The sequence below is a fragment of the Dysosmobacter sp. Sow4_B12 genome, assembly GCF_052116665.1.
GTDB lineage: Bacteria > Bacillota > Clostridia > Oscillospirales > Oscillospiraceae > Oscillibacter.
On record NZ_JBQKKR010000001.1, the window covers coordinates 715039 to 729583 of the forward strand.

General features: G+C 60.2%; 12 protein-coding genes. 6 read left to right on the forward strand and 6 right to left on the reverse strand.

Going from position 1 to position 14545, the window contains the following annotated elements:
• Positions 1-69: 69 nt before the first annotated feature.
• From ACTQ4R_RS03780 to ACTQ4R_RS03805, 6 genes are all read right to left on the reverse strand, one after another.
• Positions 70-612, reverse strand: a complete 543-nt coding sequence (locus tag ACTQ4R_RS03780; protein WP_441625956.1) for a hypothetical protein — start codon at positions 610-612, stop codon at positions 70-72.
• A 91-nt stretch (positions 613-703) separates the two neighbouring features.
• Positions 704-1996 (reverse strand): extracellular solute-binding protein, encoded by a 1293-nt coding sequence (locus ACTQ4R_RS03785; RefSeq protein ID WP_441625958.1) that lies wholly within the window; start codon positions 1994-1996, stop codon positions 704-706.
• Positions 1997-2069: 73 nt separating this feature from the next.
• Complete coding sequence (locus tag ACTQ4R_RS03790) at positions 2070-3191, reverse strand: ABC transporter ATP-binding protein (protein ID WP_441625960.1); 1122 nt, start codon at positions 3189-3191, stop codon at positions 2070-2072.
• A gap of 41 nt (positions 3192-3232) precedes the next feature.
• On the reverse strand, positions 3233-4972 hold the full coding sequence (locus ACTQ4R_RS03795; protein WP_441625962.1) for an ABC transporter permease: 1740 nt from the start codon (positions 4970-4972) through the stop codon (positions 3233-3235).
• A 526-nt stretch (positions 4973-5498) separates the two neighbouring features.
• The gene (locus tag ACTQ4R_RS03800; RefSeq protein ID WP_441625964.1) at positions 5499-7247 is read right to left on the reverse strand and encodes an ABC transporter ATP-binding protein; all 1749 of its coding nucleotides are present in this window, start codon (positions 7245-7247) and stop codon (positions 5499-5501) included.
• Positions 7244-8953 carry an ABC transporter ATP-binding protein gene (locus ACTQ4R_RS03805; protein WP_441625966.1) on the reverse strand — a complete coding sequence of 570 codons (1710 nt, stop codon included), beginning with the start codon at positions 8951-8953 and terminating at the stop codon, positions 7244-7246. The genes ACTQ4R_RS03800 and ACTQ4R_RS03805 overlap by 4 nt, the downstream gene beginning before the upstream one ends.
• Before the next feature lie 271 nt (positions 8954-9224).
• Between ACTQ4R_RS03805 and ACTQ4R_RS03810 the strand changes: the two genes are divergently transcribed.
• The 6 genes from ACTQ4R_RS03810 (at position 9225) to ACTQ4R_RS03835 (ending at position 14429) form a co-directional block, all read left to right on the forward strand.
• Positions 9225-9485 (forward strand): hypothetical protein, encoded by a 261-nt coding sequence (locus ACTQ4R_RS03810; RefSeq protein WP_441625968.1) that lies wholly within the window; start codon positions 9225-9227, stop codon positions 9483-9485.
• 86 nt (positions 9486-9571) lie between these two features.
• Positions 9572-10753: an ABC transporter substrate-binding protein gene (locus ACTQ4R_RS03815; RefSeq protein WP_441625970.1), complete on the forward strand. Its 1182-nt coding sequence runs from the start codon at positions 9572-9574 to the stop codon at positions 10751-10753.
• A 170-nt stretch (positions 10754-10923) separates the two neighbouring features.
• Positions 10924-11802, forward strand: coding sequence for a branched-chain amino acid ABC transporter permease (locus tag ACTQ4R_RS03820; RefSeq protein ID WP_441625972.1), 879 nt, complete (start codon positions 10924-10926; stop codon positions 11800-11802).
• 10 nt (positions 11803-11812) lie between these two features.
• Complete coding sequence (locus tag ACTQ4R_RS03825) at positions 11813-12880, forward strand: branched-chain amino acid ABC transporter permease (RefSeq protein ID WP_441625974.1); 1068 nt, start codon at positions 11813-11815, stop codon at positions 12878-12880.
• 37 nt (positions 12881-12917) lie between these two features.
• A complete protein-coding gene (locus ACTQ4R_RS03830) occupies positions 12918-13715 on the forward strand; it encodes an ABC transporter ATP-binding protein (RefSeq protein ID WP_441626022.1) in 798 nt (265 codons plus the stop codon).
• A gap of 3 nt (positions 13716-13718) precedes the next feature.
• Positions 13719-14429: an ABC transporter ATP-binding protein gene (locus tag ACTQ4R_RS03835; protein ID WP_441625976.1), complete on the forward strand. Its 711-nt coding sequence runs from the start codon at positions 13719-13721 to the stop codon at positions 14427-14429.
• The last annotated feature ends 116 nt before the right edge of the window (positions 14430-14545 follow it).

Below are 14545 nucleotides of genomic sequence, written 5' to 3' on the forward strand. Positions count from 1 at the left end.
TCAAAAGCAAACGAAAAAGCAGCGTGTCCATGGACACGCTGCTTTTTTACGCAGTTCACTTGATGCGGTTCAGCTGATTTTTTGTGCCGGAACAGCCGCGGCGGGGTGGCGCTTCCAGTGCCGGTAATACAGGCAGGCGGAAAGGGCGCAGCCCAACAGGACCGGAGCAGGCACCGCCTGGAGGAAGAACAGCAAAAACAGCCTCCTGGTCTCCGGCTCGTTTTGCATGAGCACCAGCATCGTAATGAGACAGGCCACAGCCAGCAGGAACATCCATACGTAGCTGGCCGGGATCAGCCGCTTCTCCTTGAAAAGCGGCCAGGGCAAAAAGCAGACAGCCGTTCCCACCAGGGTGGGCACCAGGATCTCCACCAGATAAACCACCGCTGTGGGCGCGCCGGAGCACATTGCCTCCAACGGGTCCAGCAAAAACGCGAAAGCAACCACATACACGGCGATATAGACCCAGCAAAGGCAGAAGGAGTACAGCAGCAGCGTACTCTTCACCTTTCCGTTTTCTGTCATCTGAAAGGCAGACCAAAAGCTGTCCGCCGCTTTTGTGACCTTCTGATTCCACTGCTCTTCCTTGATGGGATTGGTGCCCTTGCTCATTTGGGAGTTCCTCCTTTGGATAAAAAGGGCGGGCGGCGCGAAGCCGCCCACCTTTTTACAGCGTTCTCACTGTCGGTCAATGAGAATTATATCACTTGTTGGGGCTCTTGTTCAACCAGTAAGTCCACATATCCTGGACATCGGGATAAATGGCATAGATGGCATCGATGTCATTGGCGCGGGCACCCAGCTCATCCAACTTGGCGGGGTTCTTCTTGTCCTCAACGTCATCACGCAGGGGCCAGTTGCCGACCTTGGTGAAGGGCTTCAAGCCGCCGCTCTCACCATCGGTGCCGCCGGTGATGTAGCGGATGAACAGACGGGCACCGGCGGGGCTGTCGCTGCCGGCGACGGCGAACAGGGACTCGGTGTTCAGCAGAGCGGTGTAAGGAGCCAGGTTGATGCACCAAGCGATGTTGTAGCCGGACTCCTCCTGGTTCTCGATCTTACCGGCGGAAGCCAGGCACAAAGCGGGATCGTCAGCAGTGGAGTTATGGACAGCCAGCACCAGCTCGTCGCCGTCGCCGATGAAGGTCATCTTGGCCTGGCTGAAGCGCCACAGGTACTCCACGCCGGCGTTGTTCTCGGGAACCTCAAAGTCGAAGTCATTAGCATTATAGGTGTACTCCAGCTTTTCGCCGTAGCAGTCCTCATAGGCCTTTTCCATCTCGTCAGCGTTGTTGATGAAGCTGGCGAACAGGGACAGGTACGCAGACTCCTGGCCGATCTCCTTGGCGAACAGACGATACTTCTGGTTTCCGTTCTCATCCTTCTCGATGATCTGCCACCAGTTGTTGATGGGCTGGCCATCGGGGAACGCCTCGGTGTTGTAATACCAGAATGCCTGGGAAGCATACAGAGGATAGCTGTACTTCAGGTTGCCCTCGTCGATGTGGGCGCAGATGTCGCGGGGATAGAAGGGCTCGATGATGCCCTGGTTGTACCACTCGTAGAACACGCTGCCGTTCACATCCTTGGTCTGGAGGACATCAGCGGTGACGTTGCCGCTGTCATGCTCGATCTTGGCCTTGTTCAGCACCTCGTCGGAATCCAGGTCGGACACAACGACATCCAGACCGGGATACATCTCTTCAAAGGGCTCCTCAGCCTTCAGCATCTTGGAGGAGGTGGCGTAAATATTGATGGTGACGTCTTCCTTCAGAGCCTGCTCATAGAGCTGGTCGTCGGTCATATCGCTCCACTCATCATAGTAAGGGCCATAGAACTCCTCGCCGGTCTCGGGGTCGACACCCAGATGCAGGGTGGACGCAGCGGCCTGCTCACCGCCGCTCTCCGCGGGGGCTGCGGCTTCCTCTTTCTTTCCGCAGGCAGCCAGGCTCAAAACCATGACCGCTGTCAGCAGCAGCGCAAAAAACTTCTTCATCTTCATCGGGTCTTCTCCTTTCGTTTTGAAACATGTAGGGAATTGCCGTGCCGGGGCATCTATAAACTCGCGGTCACACCGCGCGCTTAATGAGACGGGTGGTTTCCTTGTTATAAACGTTGAGCTTGTTCTGGTCAATGATCGCCCAGACCTGCTGGTCCAGATCATAGTGGACCTGACCGATCTCCTTCACCAGGAACTCCTCGTCACCGGCCTTCAGGGTCACGATGGTCTCGGAGCCGGCGGGCTGGTTGGCGTACACGGTAACAGGCAGAGCGCCTTCCACAGGCTCACGGGAGATTACGATCTGCTCCGGACGGCAGGCCAGGACGCAGTCGAACTCTCCGCTGGCGGGTTTCTCCTCTTCGGTCAGATACTCGGCGCCGAAGGTGTGATCGCCCAGCTCGCTCTTGACCACCAGCTGGCCGTTTTTCATCTCGGCCTTGCCGGGGATCAGGTTGATGCGGGGGTTGCCGATGAAGTCGGCGGCCTCCAGGTCGATGGGGTTGTTGTACAGCTCCATGGGAGTGGCCACCTGGTTCAGTTCGCCGGCCTTGAACAGGGCGATCTTGGTGGACATGGTCAGGGCCTCAGTCTGGTCATGGGTAACATAGATAATGGTGGTGCCCAGCTCCCTGTGCAGGCGCTGCAGCTCGGCGCGCATGTCGATGCGCAGCTTGGCGTCCAGGTTGGACAGGGGCTCGTCGAGGAGCAGCAGCTTGGGGCTGGAAGCCACGGCGCGGGCGATGGCCACGCGCTGCTGCTGGCCGCCGGAAAGCTCGGTGGGATAGCGGTCCTTGTACATGTCGATGCGCATCATCTTCAAGGAGTCCATGACGCGGCGCTCGATCTCGGCCTTATCCATCTTCTGGATCTTCAATCCAAAAGCGATGTTGTCATACACCGTCATATGGGGCCACAGGGCGTAGGACTGGAACACCAGGTTCAGTCCGCGCTTGCTGGGCTCGGCATAGTAGGCGTCGTCAGCGTTGATCATCTCCACGCCGTCGATGGTCATGATGCCGTTCTGGGGCTTTTCCAGGCCGGACACCACGCGCAGGGTCGTGGTCTTGCCGCAGCCGGAGGGGCCCAGCAGCGTCATAAAGTCGCCGTCCTCAATGGTGAGGTTGATGTCCCGCAGGACGTGGTTGCTGCCATAGAATTTATCAATGTGCTTTAATTCAATACGACTCATATCGTTCTTTCCTTTCTGTCAATAAACACGGTTCCCGCGGCTTACCAGCTCTTGCTGATGTCGGCGCCGCCGATCTTATTGGCAGCGATGTAGCAGAGCAGGATGTACAGCAGCACGACCACGGAGATGGCGTCGGACATCTGGTTGTAGCCCTCCTGAGAATAGGTGAACGCCAGATAGGACAGCGTCCGGGTAGTGGGCGTCATCATGATGATGATCAAGTCCAGCTCCTTGGCGATGGAGATGAAAACCAGCATGAAGCCGGAAATAAAGCCGTTTTTTGCCAGAGGAATGATGATGGAAGACATCCGCTTCCAGAAGCTGGCGCCGGCAATATCCGCCGCCTCCTCCAGCTCCACGCTGATGGAGAGCATGTTGGCAGTGCCGGAACGGCTGGCGAAGGGGAAGTGCTTGACCACAGAGGTCAGAATGATGAGGGTGAAGGTGCCGTACAGGGAGGGGATCAAGCCGCCGAAATGCGGACGGCTGAACATGGAGAAATACATGGTGGAGAACGCCACGCCGCTCATCAGGTAGGGCACGAACACCAGCTGCTCGGTGAGGTTGCCGTACCACTTGCCGCGGCCGCGGGAGCTGATATAGCCCAGGAACTGGCCGCAGAAAGCGGTGACGATGGAGGCGATCAAGGACAGGCGGACGGTGTTCCACAGGGCACTCCAGAACTCGTCGTGGCGGAAGATGCCGGGATAGTTGGTATACTTCACAGCCTTGTCGGGGGTGCCGATCCAGTTATACAGGGTCAAGTTGTCGAGACCGTAGCCGGCGCCGGTGGTGATTTGGAAGGTCTCCATAATGAGCACGAAGAAGGGCATCACCATGGCCAGGAACAGGAATACAAACAGGAACGCCATCATGGGCTTCTTGGCCTTGCCCAGAGGCATCAGCGTGCTGCGGCCGCCCTTGCCGCCCACGGTGGCATAGGACTTGCGGACGCCGATGATGCGCTGGTTGCCCATCAGGATCAATGCCGCCAGACCCACCAGCACGATGGACATGGCATAGCCAACACCCTGGGGACCCTGGTCGATGAACACACGCATCTTGGTGGCCAAGGTGTAGTAGCCGATGCGGTTGCCCAGGTTGGCGGCCACGCCGTATGTACCGATGGACTTGGAAATGGTCATGACCAGTGCGGACAGCACGGAGGGCATGATCAGGGGCAGCGTGATGTGACGCAGGATCTGGGCCTTGTTGGCGCCTTGGATCTCACCCATCTCCTCCAGCTCGGAGTTAATGGAGCGCAGTGCGCCGGACACCTGGATGTAGGAGAATGCGTAATAGTGCATGGACATGCACAAAATGATGGCGATGGGGCCGTAGGCCAGCCAGTCTGGGATCGGTATGCCCAGGCCGCACAGGAAGCCGTCAGCACCGCTGGTCTTATTGCGGAAGACAGCCAGCCAAGCCAGAGCCTTGGTCCAGGAGGGGATCATGTAAGGCACGGTGACCAACAGGCCCAGCACCTTTTTGCCAGGCAGGTCGGTGCGGATCATCAGCCAGGCAAGAACGGAGCCCAGAGGCACGGAGATCAGCGTCGTCATGGCGCCGCAGAACAGGGAGTGCAGCAGGGGCTCCCACAAAACGGCCTTGCTCAGCTTGCTGGCCAGCATGTATTTCCAATAGTATAAAGTGAAATCGCCCACCTTGCCATCCACACGCCGCAGTTCGGACTGGGCCAGGGTAAAGGTGGACTTGATCATGGTCAGCAGGGGGATCACGATGAGGCAGAACAGCACGATCAAACTGACCAAAACAATCATATTGAACGGATTTTTCACCACGTTCAGAATCAGGTTCTTCAGCCGTTTCTTTGTCAACGGCTTTTTGGGAAGGGCATTCTTTGACACGGTAACACCTCTTTCTGTTTTCTGCCGGGAATCACGCCTATCATCATTCTTTTGTCGTCCCTCACATCCATTCCCACACGTTTTGCATGTACGGAGCCGTGATCAAGGGCTCCATTTTGTGTAAACGTTTGCGCTTCGTTATCCTAATTATAATGCTTTCAGAAACTATTTGTCAATTGATATGTTCGCCAGTTCGCCCCCGCTTTTTTATTTGATTTTAACAAAGAATAGTTTTGTTCCCCATCTATAATACAACTATTTTAATTAAAATGGCCAGTAGCTTCTTTCATGATAATCTTATTTTTCAGTATATTCTTTCATGCAAAAGTTCGCATTTGCAACTATTTTTCATCGTTCCAGCTGGTGAAAGAGGGCGGCGTATGACCTCCACGATGGAACATCATACGCCGCCCGATGAAAAAGCGCGACCATGTTTTTATTAAATATCTGTAAAGCCCTCCCACTGGGCACGGTACAGCTCCGCGTAGACGCCGCCCTTGGCCAACAGCTCCTCGTGGGTCCCCTGCTCCGCCACGCCGCCTTCGTCCAATACCAGAATGCGGTCTGCGCCCCGAATGGTGGCCAGCCGGTGGGCGATGACAAAGCAGGTCCGGCCACGGCGCAGGTTTTCCATGGCAAGGTTGATGGCGCCCTCGGTCTCCGTGTCCACGTTGGAGGTGGCCTCGTCCAGGATGACGATGTCCGCGTCCGTCAAAAAGCACCGGGCGATGGCCAGCAGCTGCCGCTGGCCCTTGGAGATACCGGAGCCCTCGTCGGTGAGGACGGTGTCGTACCCCTGGGGCAGGGACATGATGAAGCGGTGGATGCGGGCGGATTTCGCCGCCTGGATGACCTGCTCCCGGGTAGCGCCCGGCGTGCCGTAGGCGATATTCTCCGCGATGGTGCCGCCGAAGAGCCACGTCTCCTGCAGCACCAGGGCCAGCCGGCGCCGCAGGCCGTCCCGGCTGTACGCGCCCACCGGCACGCCATCGATGGTGATGCTGCCTGCCTGGGGGGCGTAAAACCGCAGCAGCAGGCTCACCAGGGTGGTTTTTCCGGCGCCGGTGGGACCCACCACCGCCGCCAGGCTTCCCGCCGGGATGTGGGCGGTGAAGTCCCGCAGCACCGGGCGGGCCGGGTCATAGCCGAAATCCACATGGTCAAAGGTGATGTCACCCTTCAATTTTTCCGCCGCCACCGCCGCCGGGCCGTCTCCGGCCTCCGCCGGCTCATCCAGCAGGTCCAGCACCCGCTCCGCCGCAGCGGCGCTGGCCTGGAGCTCGCTGAGGAGGTTGGCCGCCTCCCGGATGGGCCCGGAGAACTTCCGGGAATACAGCACGAAGGCGGTCAGACTGCCCAGAGGCAGGCTTCCGTTCAGATACATCAGCGCACCGAACACGCTGACAGCCGCCAGGGACAGGTTGTTGATGAAATTCACCGAGGGCCCCAGGGACGCGCTGGCCCGATCCGCCTTATAATAGGCGTCGGAGGCTTTCTCGTTATAGGTTTCAAACTGGCGGATGTCCGCCTCCTCCACCCCGTAGACCCGGATGGACTGCTGGCGGGCCAGCCGCTCCTCCGCGAAGCCGTTGAGGGCGCCCAGCTCCTTGGACCGCAGGCGGAACAGGGGGTGAATGCGCTTCATCTGGAACCGGGTCAGCGCCACGGACAGCGGCACTGTCACGAAAAAGACGCAGCTGAGCCGTGCGGACAGGAGCAGCAGCATGGAAAAGGAACCGACCACCGTTAAAAGGCTGGTGGCGATCTGCAAAAGGTCTGTGGAGATGGTGGCGTTCACCGTGTCCGCATCGTAGCAGATGCGGCTGATGAGGTCACCCGCCGGGTGGGTGTCAAAATACTGCACCGGCAGCTCGCTCATGCGGTCAAAGGCCGCCTTGCGCAGGTCGTGGGACACCCCCTGGCCAATGCGGAGCAGGCCGGCGGACACAAAAAAGCTCATGAGGGACGACAGGGCATAGCAGGCCAGCATGCCGCCGCAGTTGGCGAACACGCCGGCAAAGTCCACCTTCCCCGCCTCGATGCCCACAGCGTCCACAGCCCTGCCGGACAGCATGGGCGCCGCCAGGGACAGCAGGTTCGTCGCCACCAGCAACACCACCAGGCCCGCCAGACGCCAGCCGTAGGGCTTCAAAAACCGGGCCAGGCGCCGGATGAGACGCTGTTTCATAGGGCACCGCCTCCCATCTGCAGTTCCACCATGCGGCGGTAGCGGTCACAGTGGGCCAGCAGGTGGGCGTGGGTTCCCTGGTCCGTGATGCGGCCCTCCTCCAGAACCAGGATACGGTCCGCGTCCTTCAGCGAGGCGATGCGCTCCGAGATCACCACCAGCGTGGTGCCCGGGCAGTCCCGGCGGATGGCGGCGTGCAGGTCCGCCGCGGTGCGGTAATCCAGGGCGCTGTCCGCGCTGTCCAGCACCAGCACCGGCGGCTTGGCCGCCAGGGCCCGGGCGATCAACAGCCTCTGCCGCTGTCCGCCGGACAGGTTGGCGCCCCGGATGTCCACCTTCGTGTCCATCCCCTCCGGCAGGCGGGAGATAAATTCCCAGGCCTGGGCGGTCTTTGCCGCCGCTTCCGCCTCCGCCCGGGGGATGTCCCGGAGGAAGGAGATATTTTCATAAATGCTCTCTGACAGCAGCGCGTCGTTCTGGAACACCACGCCGAAGCGGCTGCGCAGCTCCTGCCGGGGCAGGCTCGTCACATCCCGGCCGCCTACCCAGACGACGCCCTCGTCGGCGTCGTACAGCCGCAGCAGCAAACTCACCAGGGTGGTCTTGCCGCTGCCGGTGGGCCCCAGGATGCCCAGGGTCTCCCCCTTTTGCAGGGTAAAGGAGGCGTTTTCCATGTCCCGCTCCACGCCCAGATAGGAAAAGGACACCTGGGACATGCCCAGCTCACAGCCGGACACCTCTCCGCAGGGGCGGACCGCCTGCTCCGCCGGTGCCTTGAGGACCTCCTCAATGCGGCGGGCGGAGGCGGCACCCTTGCTGATCTTCACAAACACCTTGGCCATGCCCAGGGTCGCGTTTTGAATGAGGGTGAAATAGGACAAAAACGCCACGATCTGTCCAGCGGCCATCTGCCCCTGGTTCACCCGGAAGGCGCCCACCAGAATGACCAGTACCAGTCCCGTATTCAGCAGAAAATCCGTGGCGGGATTGGCGGCAGCCATGACAGTGCCGGCAGTGGATTCCGCTGTCCGCGCCTCCCGGTTGGCCCGGGCAAAGTGCTCCCGCTCCAAGCCCTGGCAGGCCAGGGCCTTGATGACCCGGACGCCGGAGGCGTTTTCCCGGATGACCCGGACCACCGTGTCCACCGCCGCCTGGGCCCTGGAATAAAAGGGAATGCCCCGGCGGGTCACCAGCCAAATGGTAACGAAAGTGGCGCCGCACACCGCCAGCTGCACCAGTGCCAGGGCCGGCTCCAGCAAAAAGGTCAGCACCAGTCCCCCCAGCACCAGCATAGGAGCCCGGATGCCGCCCCGCTGCACCTTATCAAACATCTGGTGGACGTTATAGGTGTCATTGGTCAGCCGCGACACCAGGGACGAAACGGACAGCCTGTCCATCTGGGCGCAGGAAAGATGCTCCGCCCGGTCGTACAGGTCCCGCCGCAGAGTGCGGGTCATCTCCATGGACACCCGGGCCGCCATGCGGTTGGCGGTGATATTGCAGCCGGCGGCGCCGAAGGCCAGCAGCGCCATAAGGCCGCCCACCTGCCAAATAGCCGCCGGGTCACCGGCGGGCACCAGGGTGTCGATGACGTAGGCCAACAGCAACGGCAAGATCAGCTCCAGCACCGCAGCCGTGAACTTGATGGCCACGCCGCAGGCGACACGGCGGCTGTATGGCCGCAGGTATCCAAGGACTGTTCCCATAGCCGCCCCTCCCCTCTCAAACGTTTACAGGCGCTGTAAAAGTCTACTCAAATGATACCACATCCGCCCCTCATGTCAACGGAAATCTCGTTGCCATCCGCAACCACTTTCCCAGCGTTCTCTCTTTTTTTATTATTTTTGCACAATCATATTCCTGTTTTTTCGATTTTTCCGTTGTCTTTTCCGGTAAATCGCACATTGACTTTACCCCTTTGAATAGGTACAATAAAAAACAATTCCAGGCAAAACCATTCAGAAAGGAGCCGCAGCCATGATGTACTTCAACTCTTGCAGCATGATGTCTCATCAGGCGTCTGCCCATCAGGCAGAGGCTTCTTTCTCCTGCGCGCATCATGCTTCCAACACCATCACTGCCATTATGGACGCCATTATTGTGGCGTCCATTATTATTTTCGGCCTGGTACGCCTGGTATCCCTGGGCCTGAATATTGCCCTGGTAGGCTTGATTCTGCTGGCGGTCCTGTTGGTATTGGTCGTTGTTTGTTCGCCCGAAATGCGAAAGCGCCTGTAACTGTTTGGATACAGTAAAGCGGTTCCGCTAATGGGCGGGACCGCTTTTTTGTATAATCTATTTCATTCCTAAAGGAGAAAAGAAAGATGAAAAAGAAGTTCGCATGCTTTGCCATGGCCATGGTCATGGTACTCGGCCTTGCCGCCTGCGGCGGCAAGAAGGAGGAAGCTCCTGCCGCCCCCGCTGAGTCCTCCAACGACGCCTCCGTATCCGTATTCAAAGTCGGCACCATCGGCCCTCTGACCGGCGATGCCGCCATCTATGGCCAGGCTGTCGCCAACGGCGCCAAGATCGCTGTTGACCAGATCAACGCCGCCGGCGGCGCCATCCAGTTCGAGCTGCAGTCCCAGGACGACGAGGCTGACGGCGAGAAGTCCGTCAACGCCTACAACACCTTGATGGACTGGGGCATGCAGGTCATGGTCGGCCCCACCACCACCGGCGCCTCCATCGCTGTGTCCGCCCAGGCCAACGCTGACCGCACCTTCATGCTGACCCCCTCCGCCTCCTCTGTTGACGTCATCGACGGCAAGGACAACGTGTTCCAGGTCTGCTTCACTGACCCCAACCAGGGCGTTGCCTCCGCTGACTACATCTCCGAGAACATGGCCGGCACCAAGGTGGCTGTGATCTACCGCAACGACGACGCTTACTCCCAGGGCATCCGTGACACCTTCGTGTCCGAGGCTGCCGCCAAGGGTCTGGAGGTCGTCTATGAGGGCACCTTCACCGCTGACACCGCCACCGACTTCTCCGTCCAGCTGACCGGCGCCCAGTCCGCCGGCGCTGACACCGTGTTCCTGCCCATCTACTATCAGCCCGCCTCCGTCATTCTCAGCCAGGCCAACGCCATGGGCTATGAGCCCACCTTCTTCGGCGTGGACGGCATGGACGGCATTCTGACCATGGAGGGCTTCGACACCTCCCTGGCCGAGGGCGTCATGCTGCTGACCCCCTTCTCCGCTGACGCTGAGGATGAGCGCACCCAGACCTTCGTCAAGACCTACCAGGAGCAGTTCGGCAACACTCCCAACCAGTTTGCCGCCGACGCCTATGACGCCGTGTACACCTATGCCGCCGCTCTGGAAGCCGCCGGCTGCACTTCCGACATGTCCGCCGCCGACATCTGCGAGGCTCTGGTGGGTGTGATGACCACCATCTCCGTGGACGGCCTCACCGGCCAGGGCATGACTTGGGACGCCTCCGGCGCCGTGTCCAAGGCTCCTATGGCTGTTGTCATCGAGAACGGCACCTATGTCCTGCCTTGATCGTTCCATTTGAGATCCCAAATTCCGGAGGCTGCCGGGAGCGAAAGCTCCCGGCGGCCCCCTGCGTTGGTCTATGGTGGAAACAGCGGCAGGAGCAGCGGTGCTTCTGCCCCTGTTTCTGCCATAGAATATACATTTATAATATATAGAGAAAAGAGAGGTGTGTCCCTATGGAATTTCTCTCCTATCTGATCAGCGGTATCAGCTTAGGGAGCGTCTACGCCATCATTGCTCTGGGCTATACGATGGTGTACGGCATCGCCAAGATGCTGAACTTCGCCCACGGCGACATCATCATGGTGGGCGGCTACATTTCTTTCTGCGCCATGAGCTATCTGGGCCTGCCCAGCGTGCTGGCCGTGGTGCTGGCCATGCTGGTGTGCACGGTGCTGGGCATCGTCATTGAGGGTCTGGCCTACAAGCCCCTGCGCTCCGCTCCCTCCCTGGCGGTGCTCATCACCGCCATCGGCGTCAGCTACTTCCTCCAGAACTCCGCCCTGCTGATTTGGAAGGCCGCGCCCAAGGTGTATCCCCCTGTGGTGTCCGGCTCCTTGAAGCTGTTCGGAGGCCGGATGTCCATCCCCTATGTGTCCCTGCTGACCATGGCTGTGTGCCTCATCATCATGGTGGGGCTGACCCTGTTCACCAGCAAGAGCAAGATGGGCAAGGCCATGCGGGCCTGCTCGGAGGACAAGGGCGCCGCCCAGCTCATGGGCATCAACGTCAACGCCACCATCTCCACCACCTTTGCCATCGGCTCCGCCCTGGCGGCCATCGCCGGCGTGCTGCTGTGCTCCGCCTATCCCACCCTCATGCCCACCACCGGCTCCATGCCCGGCATCAAGGCCTTCACCGCCGCCGTGTTCGGCGGCATCGGCTCCATCCCCGGCGCGTTTTTAGGCGGTCTGCTGCTGGGCATCATCGAGGCCATGGCCAAGGCGTACATCTCCACCAACCTGGCAAACTCCATCGTGTTCGCTGTGCTGATCGTGGTGCTGCTGGTGAAGCCCGCGGGCCTGCTGGGCAAGTACGTGCCCGAGAAAGTGTGAGGTATCCGACATGAAACTGCATCTGAAAAAGACCACCCGGACGGATTTTCTCACCTACGCCGGCGTCATCGCCGCCTTTATTATCATGAGCGTGCTGCAAAGCCGCGGCGGCCTCTCCCGTTCCCTCACCGGCCAGCTGGTGCCCATTTGCTGCTACATGTCCATGGCCGTCTCTCTAAACCTGACCGTGGGCATCCTGGGCGAGCTGAGCCTGGGCCACGCCGGCTTCATGAGCGTGGGCGCCTTCTCCGGCATCACCGCCGCCATGTGCCTGCAGGACGCCATTCCCTCCGCGCCGCTGCGCCTGGCTGTCGCCATGCTGGCAGGCTTCGTGTGCGCCGCCGTGGCGGGCCTCATCGTGGGCGCTCCCGTGCTGCGTCTGCGGGGCGACTATCTGGCCATCGTGACATTGGCTTTCGGCGAGATCATCAAGGAGCTGGTCAACTGTCTGCTGGTGGGCTATGACGCCAAGGGCCTCCACATCGCCTTCAACCTCTCCGGCAACATGACCATGGACGACCTGCACCTGGACCCCGGCACCGGCATTGCCATCATCAAGGGCGCCCAGGGCGCCACCGCCACCAAAACCATCGCCTCCTTTACCGCCGGCTTTGTGCTGGTGATGCTGACGCTGGTCATCGTGCTGAACCTGGTCCGCAGCCGGGCCGGCCGGGCCATCATGGCCCTGCGGGACAACCGCATCGCCGCTGAGAGCGTGGGCATCAACATCACCAAGTACAAGCTCATGGCCTTCGTGCTCTCCGCCGCCCTGGCCGGTGCCGCCGGCGCCCTGTACGGCTTGAACTTCTCCTCCCTCCAGGCTACGAAATTCAACTTCAACACCTCCATTCTGGTGCTGGTGTTCGTGGTGCTGGGCGGCCTTGGCAACATCTGGGGCTCCCTCATCGCCGCCGCTTTGCTGACGGTGCTGCCGGAGCTGCTCCGCGCCTTCTCCGACTACCGGATGCTGGTGTACGCCATCGTGCTGATTCTGGTGATGCTGGCCACCAACAATCCCACGCTGAAATCCTGGCTCTCCCGCTTCACCGGCCGGGGCCGCGAAAAGGAGGTCGACTGATATGTTTTCCAAACTGGTTCCTATCCCCTCCAGTGCGATGATTCCCGACCGGGATATTGATAAAAAGCCCATTTTGGAGTGTGTCAACCTGGGCATCACCTTTGGCGGCCTCAAGGCCGTTGAGGACTTCAATTTGACCATCGGCCGCACGGAGATCGCCGGCCTCATTGGCCCCAACGGCGCCGGCAAGACCACGGTGTTCAACCTGCTGACCAAGGTGTACCAGCCCACCAAGGGCTCCATCCTGCTGGACGGTGTGGACACCCACAACATGAACACCATCCAGGTGAACCGGGCCGGCATCGCCCGCACCTTCCAGAATATCCGCCTGTTCAGCAACATGAGCGTGGAGGACAACGTGAAGGTGGCCATGGACAGCCAGATGCGATACAGCATGGCCGGCGGCATTCTCCGCCTGCCCAGCTACTGGAAGGAGGAAAAGGTCGCCCGCCAGCGGGCACTGGAGCTGCTGTCGATCTTCGACATGCAGGACCTGGCCTCCGCCAAGGCAGGCTCTCTTCCCTACGGCGCCCAGCGCCGCCTGGAGATCGTCCGGGCCCTGGCCACCAATCCCTCCCTGCTGCTGTTGGATGAGCCCGCCGCCGGCATGAACCCCTCGGAGACGGCGGAGCTCATGGAGAACATCCGCAAGATCCGGGATACCTTCCACATCGCCATTTTGCTCATTGAGCATGACATGAACCTGGTCATGAACATCTGCGAGGGCATTGCCGTTTTGAACTTCGGCCGTATCATCGCCAAGGGCTCCCCCGCGGACATCCAGGCCAACCCCGCCGTTATCGAGGCGTACCTGGGCAAAAAGAAGGAGGTGTGAGACATGGCACCCATTTTGAAAGTGGACGACATCAACGTCTATTACGGCAGCATCCACGCCGTCAAGGGCGTCTCCTTTGAGGTGAACCAGGGGGAGATCGTCACCCTCATCGGCGCCAACGGCGCCGGCAAATCCACCACGCTGAACACCATCGCCGGCCTGCTGCACAGCAAAACCGGCTCCATCACCTTTATGGACGAGCCCTTGAACAAGTATCCCTGCCACAAGATCGTCTCCAAGGGCCTGGCCATGGTGCCGGAGGGCCGCCGGGTCTTTTTGCAGATGACCGTCCAGGAAAATCTGGAGATGGGCGCCTTCACCCAGCCCAATTCCGGCGTGGACGCGGACCTGGAAAAGGTCTTTGACCAGTTCCCCCGCTTGAAGGAGCGCCGCAAGCAGATCGCCGGCACGTTGTCCGGCGGCGAGCAGCAGATGCTGGCCATGGGCCGTGCCCTTATGAGCCACCCCAGCCTGCTGATGCTGGATGAGCCCTCCATGGGCCTGGCTCCCATTCTGGTGGAGCAGATCTTCGACATCATCAAGGACCTCCACAAGGCGGGCACCACCATTTTGCTGGTGGAGCAGAACGCCCAGGCGGCCTTGAGCGTAGCCGACCGAGGCTATGTGCTGGAGACCGGACGCATCGTCACCTCCGGCACCGGCCACGAGCTGCTGGAGAGCCCCGCCATCAAGAAGGCGTATCTGGGCGGCTGAGCGTCGGAGCAAAGTCCGTTTCGTTCCGTTTCCGCCTGGCGGCGAAAACTGCTCTTCACTTCCTTGCTCCTCCTTCTTCGCGCCAAATCCGCTCCGCTGGGTTTTGGCGCGATTCC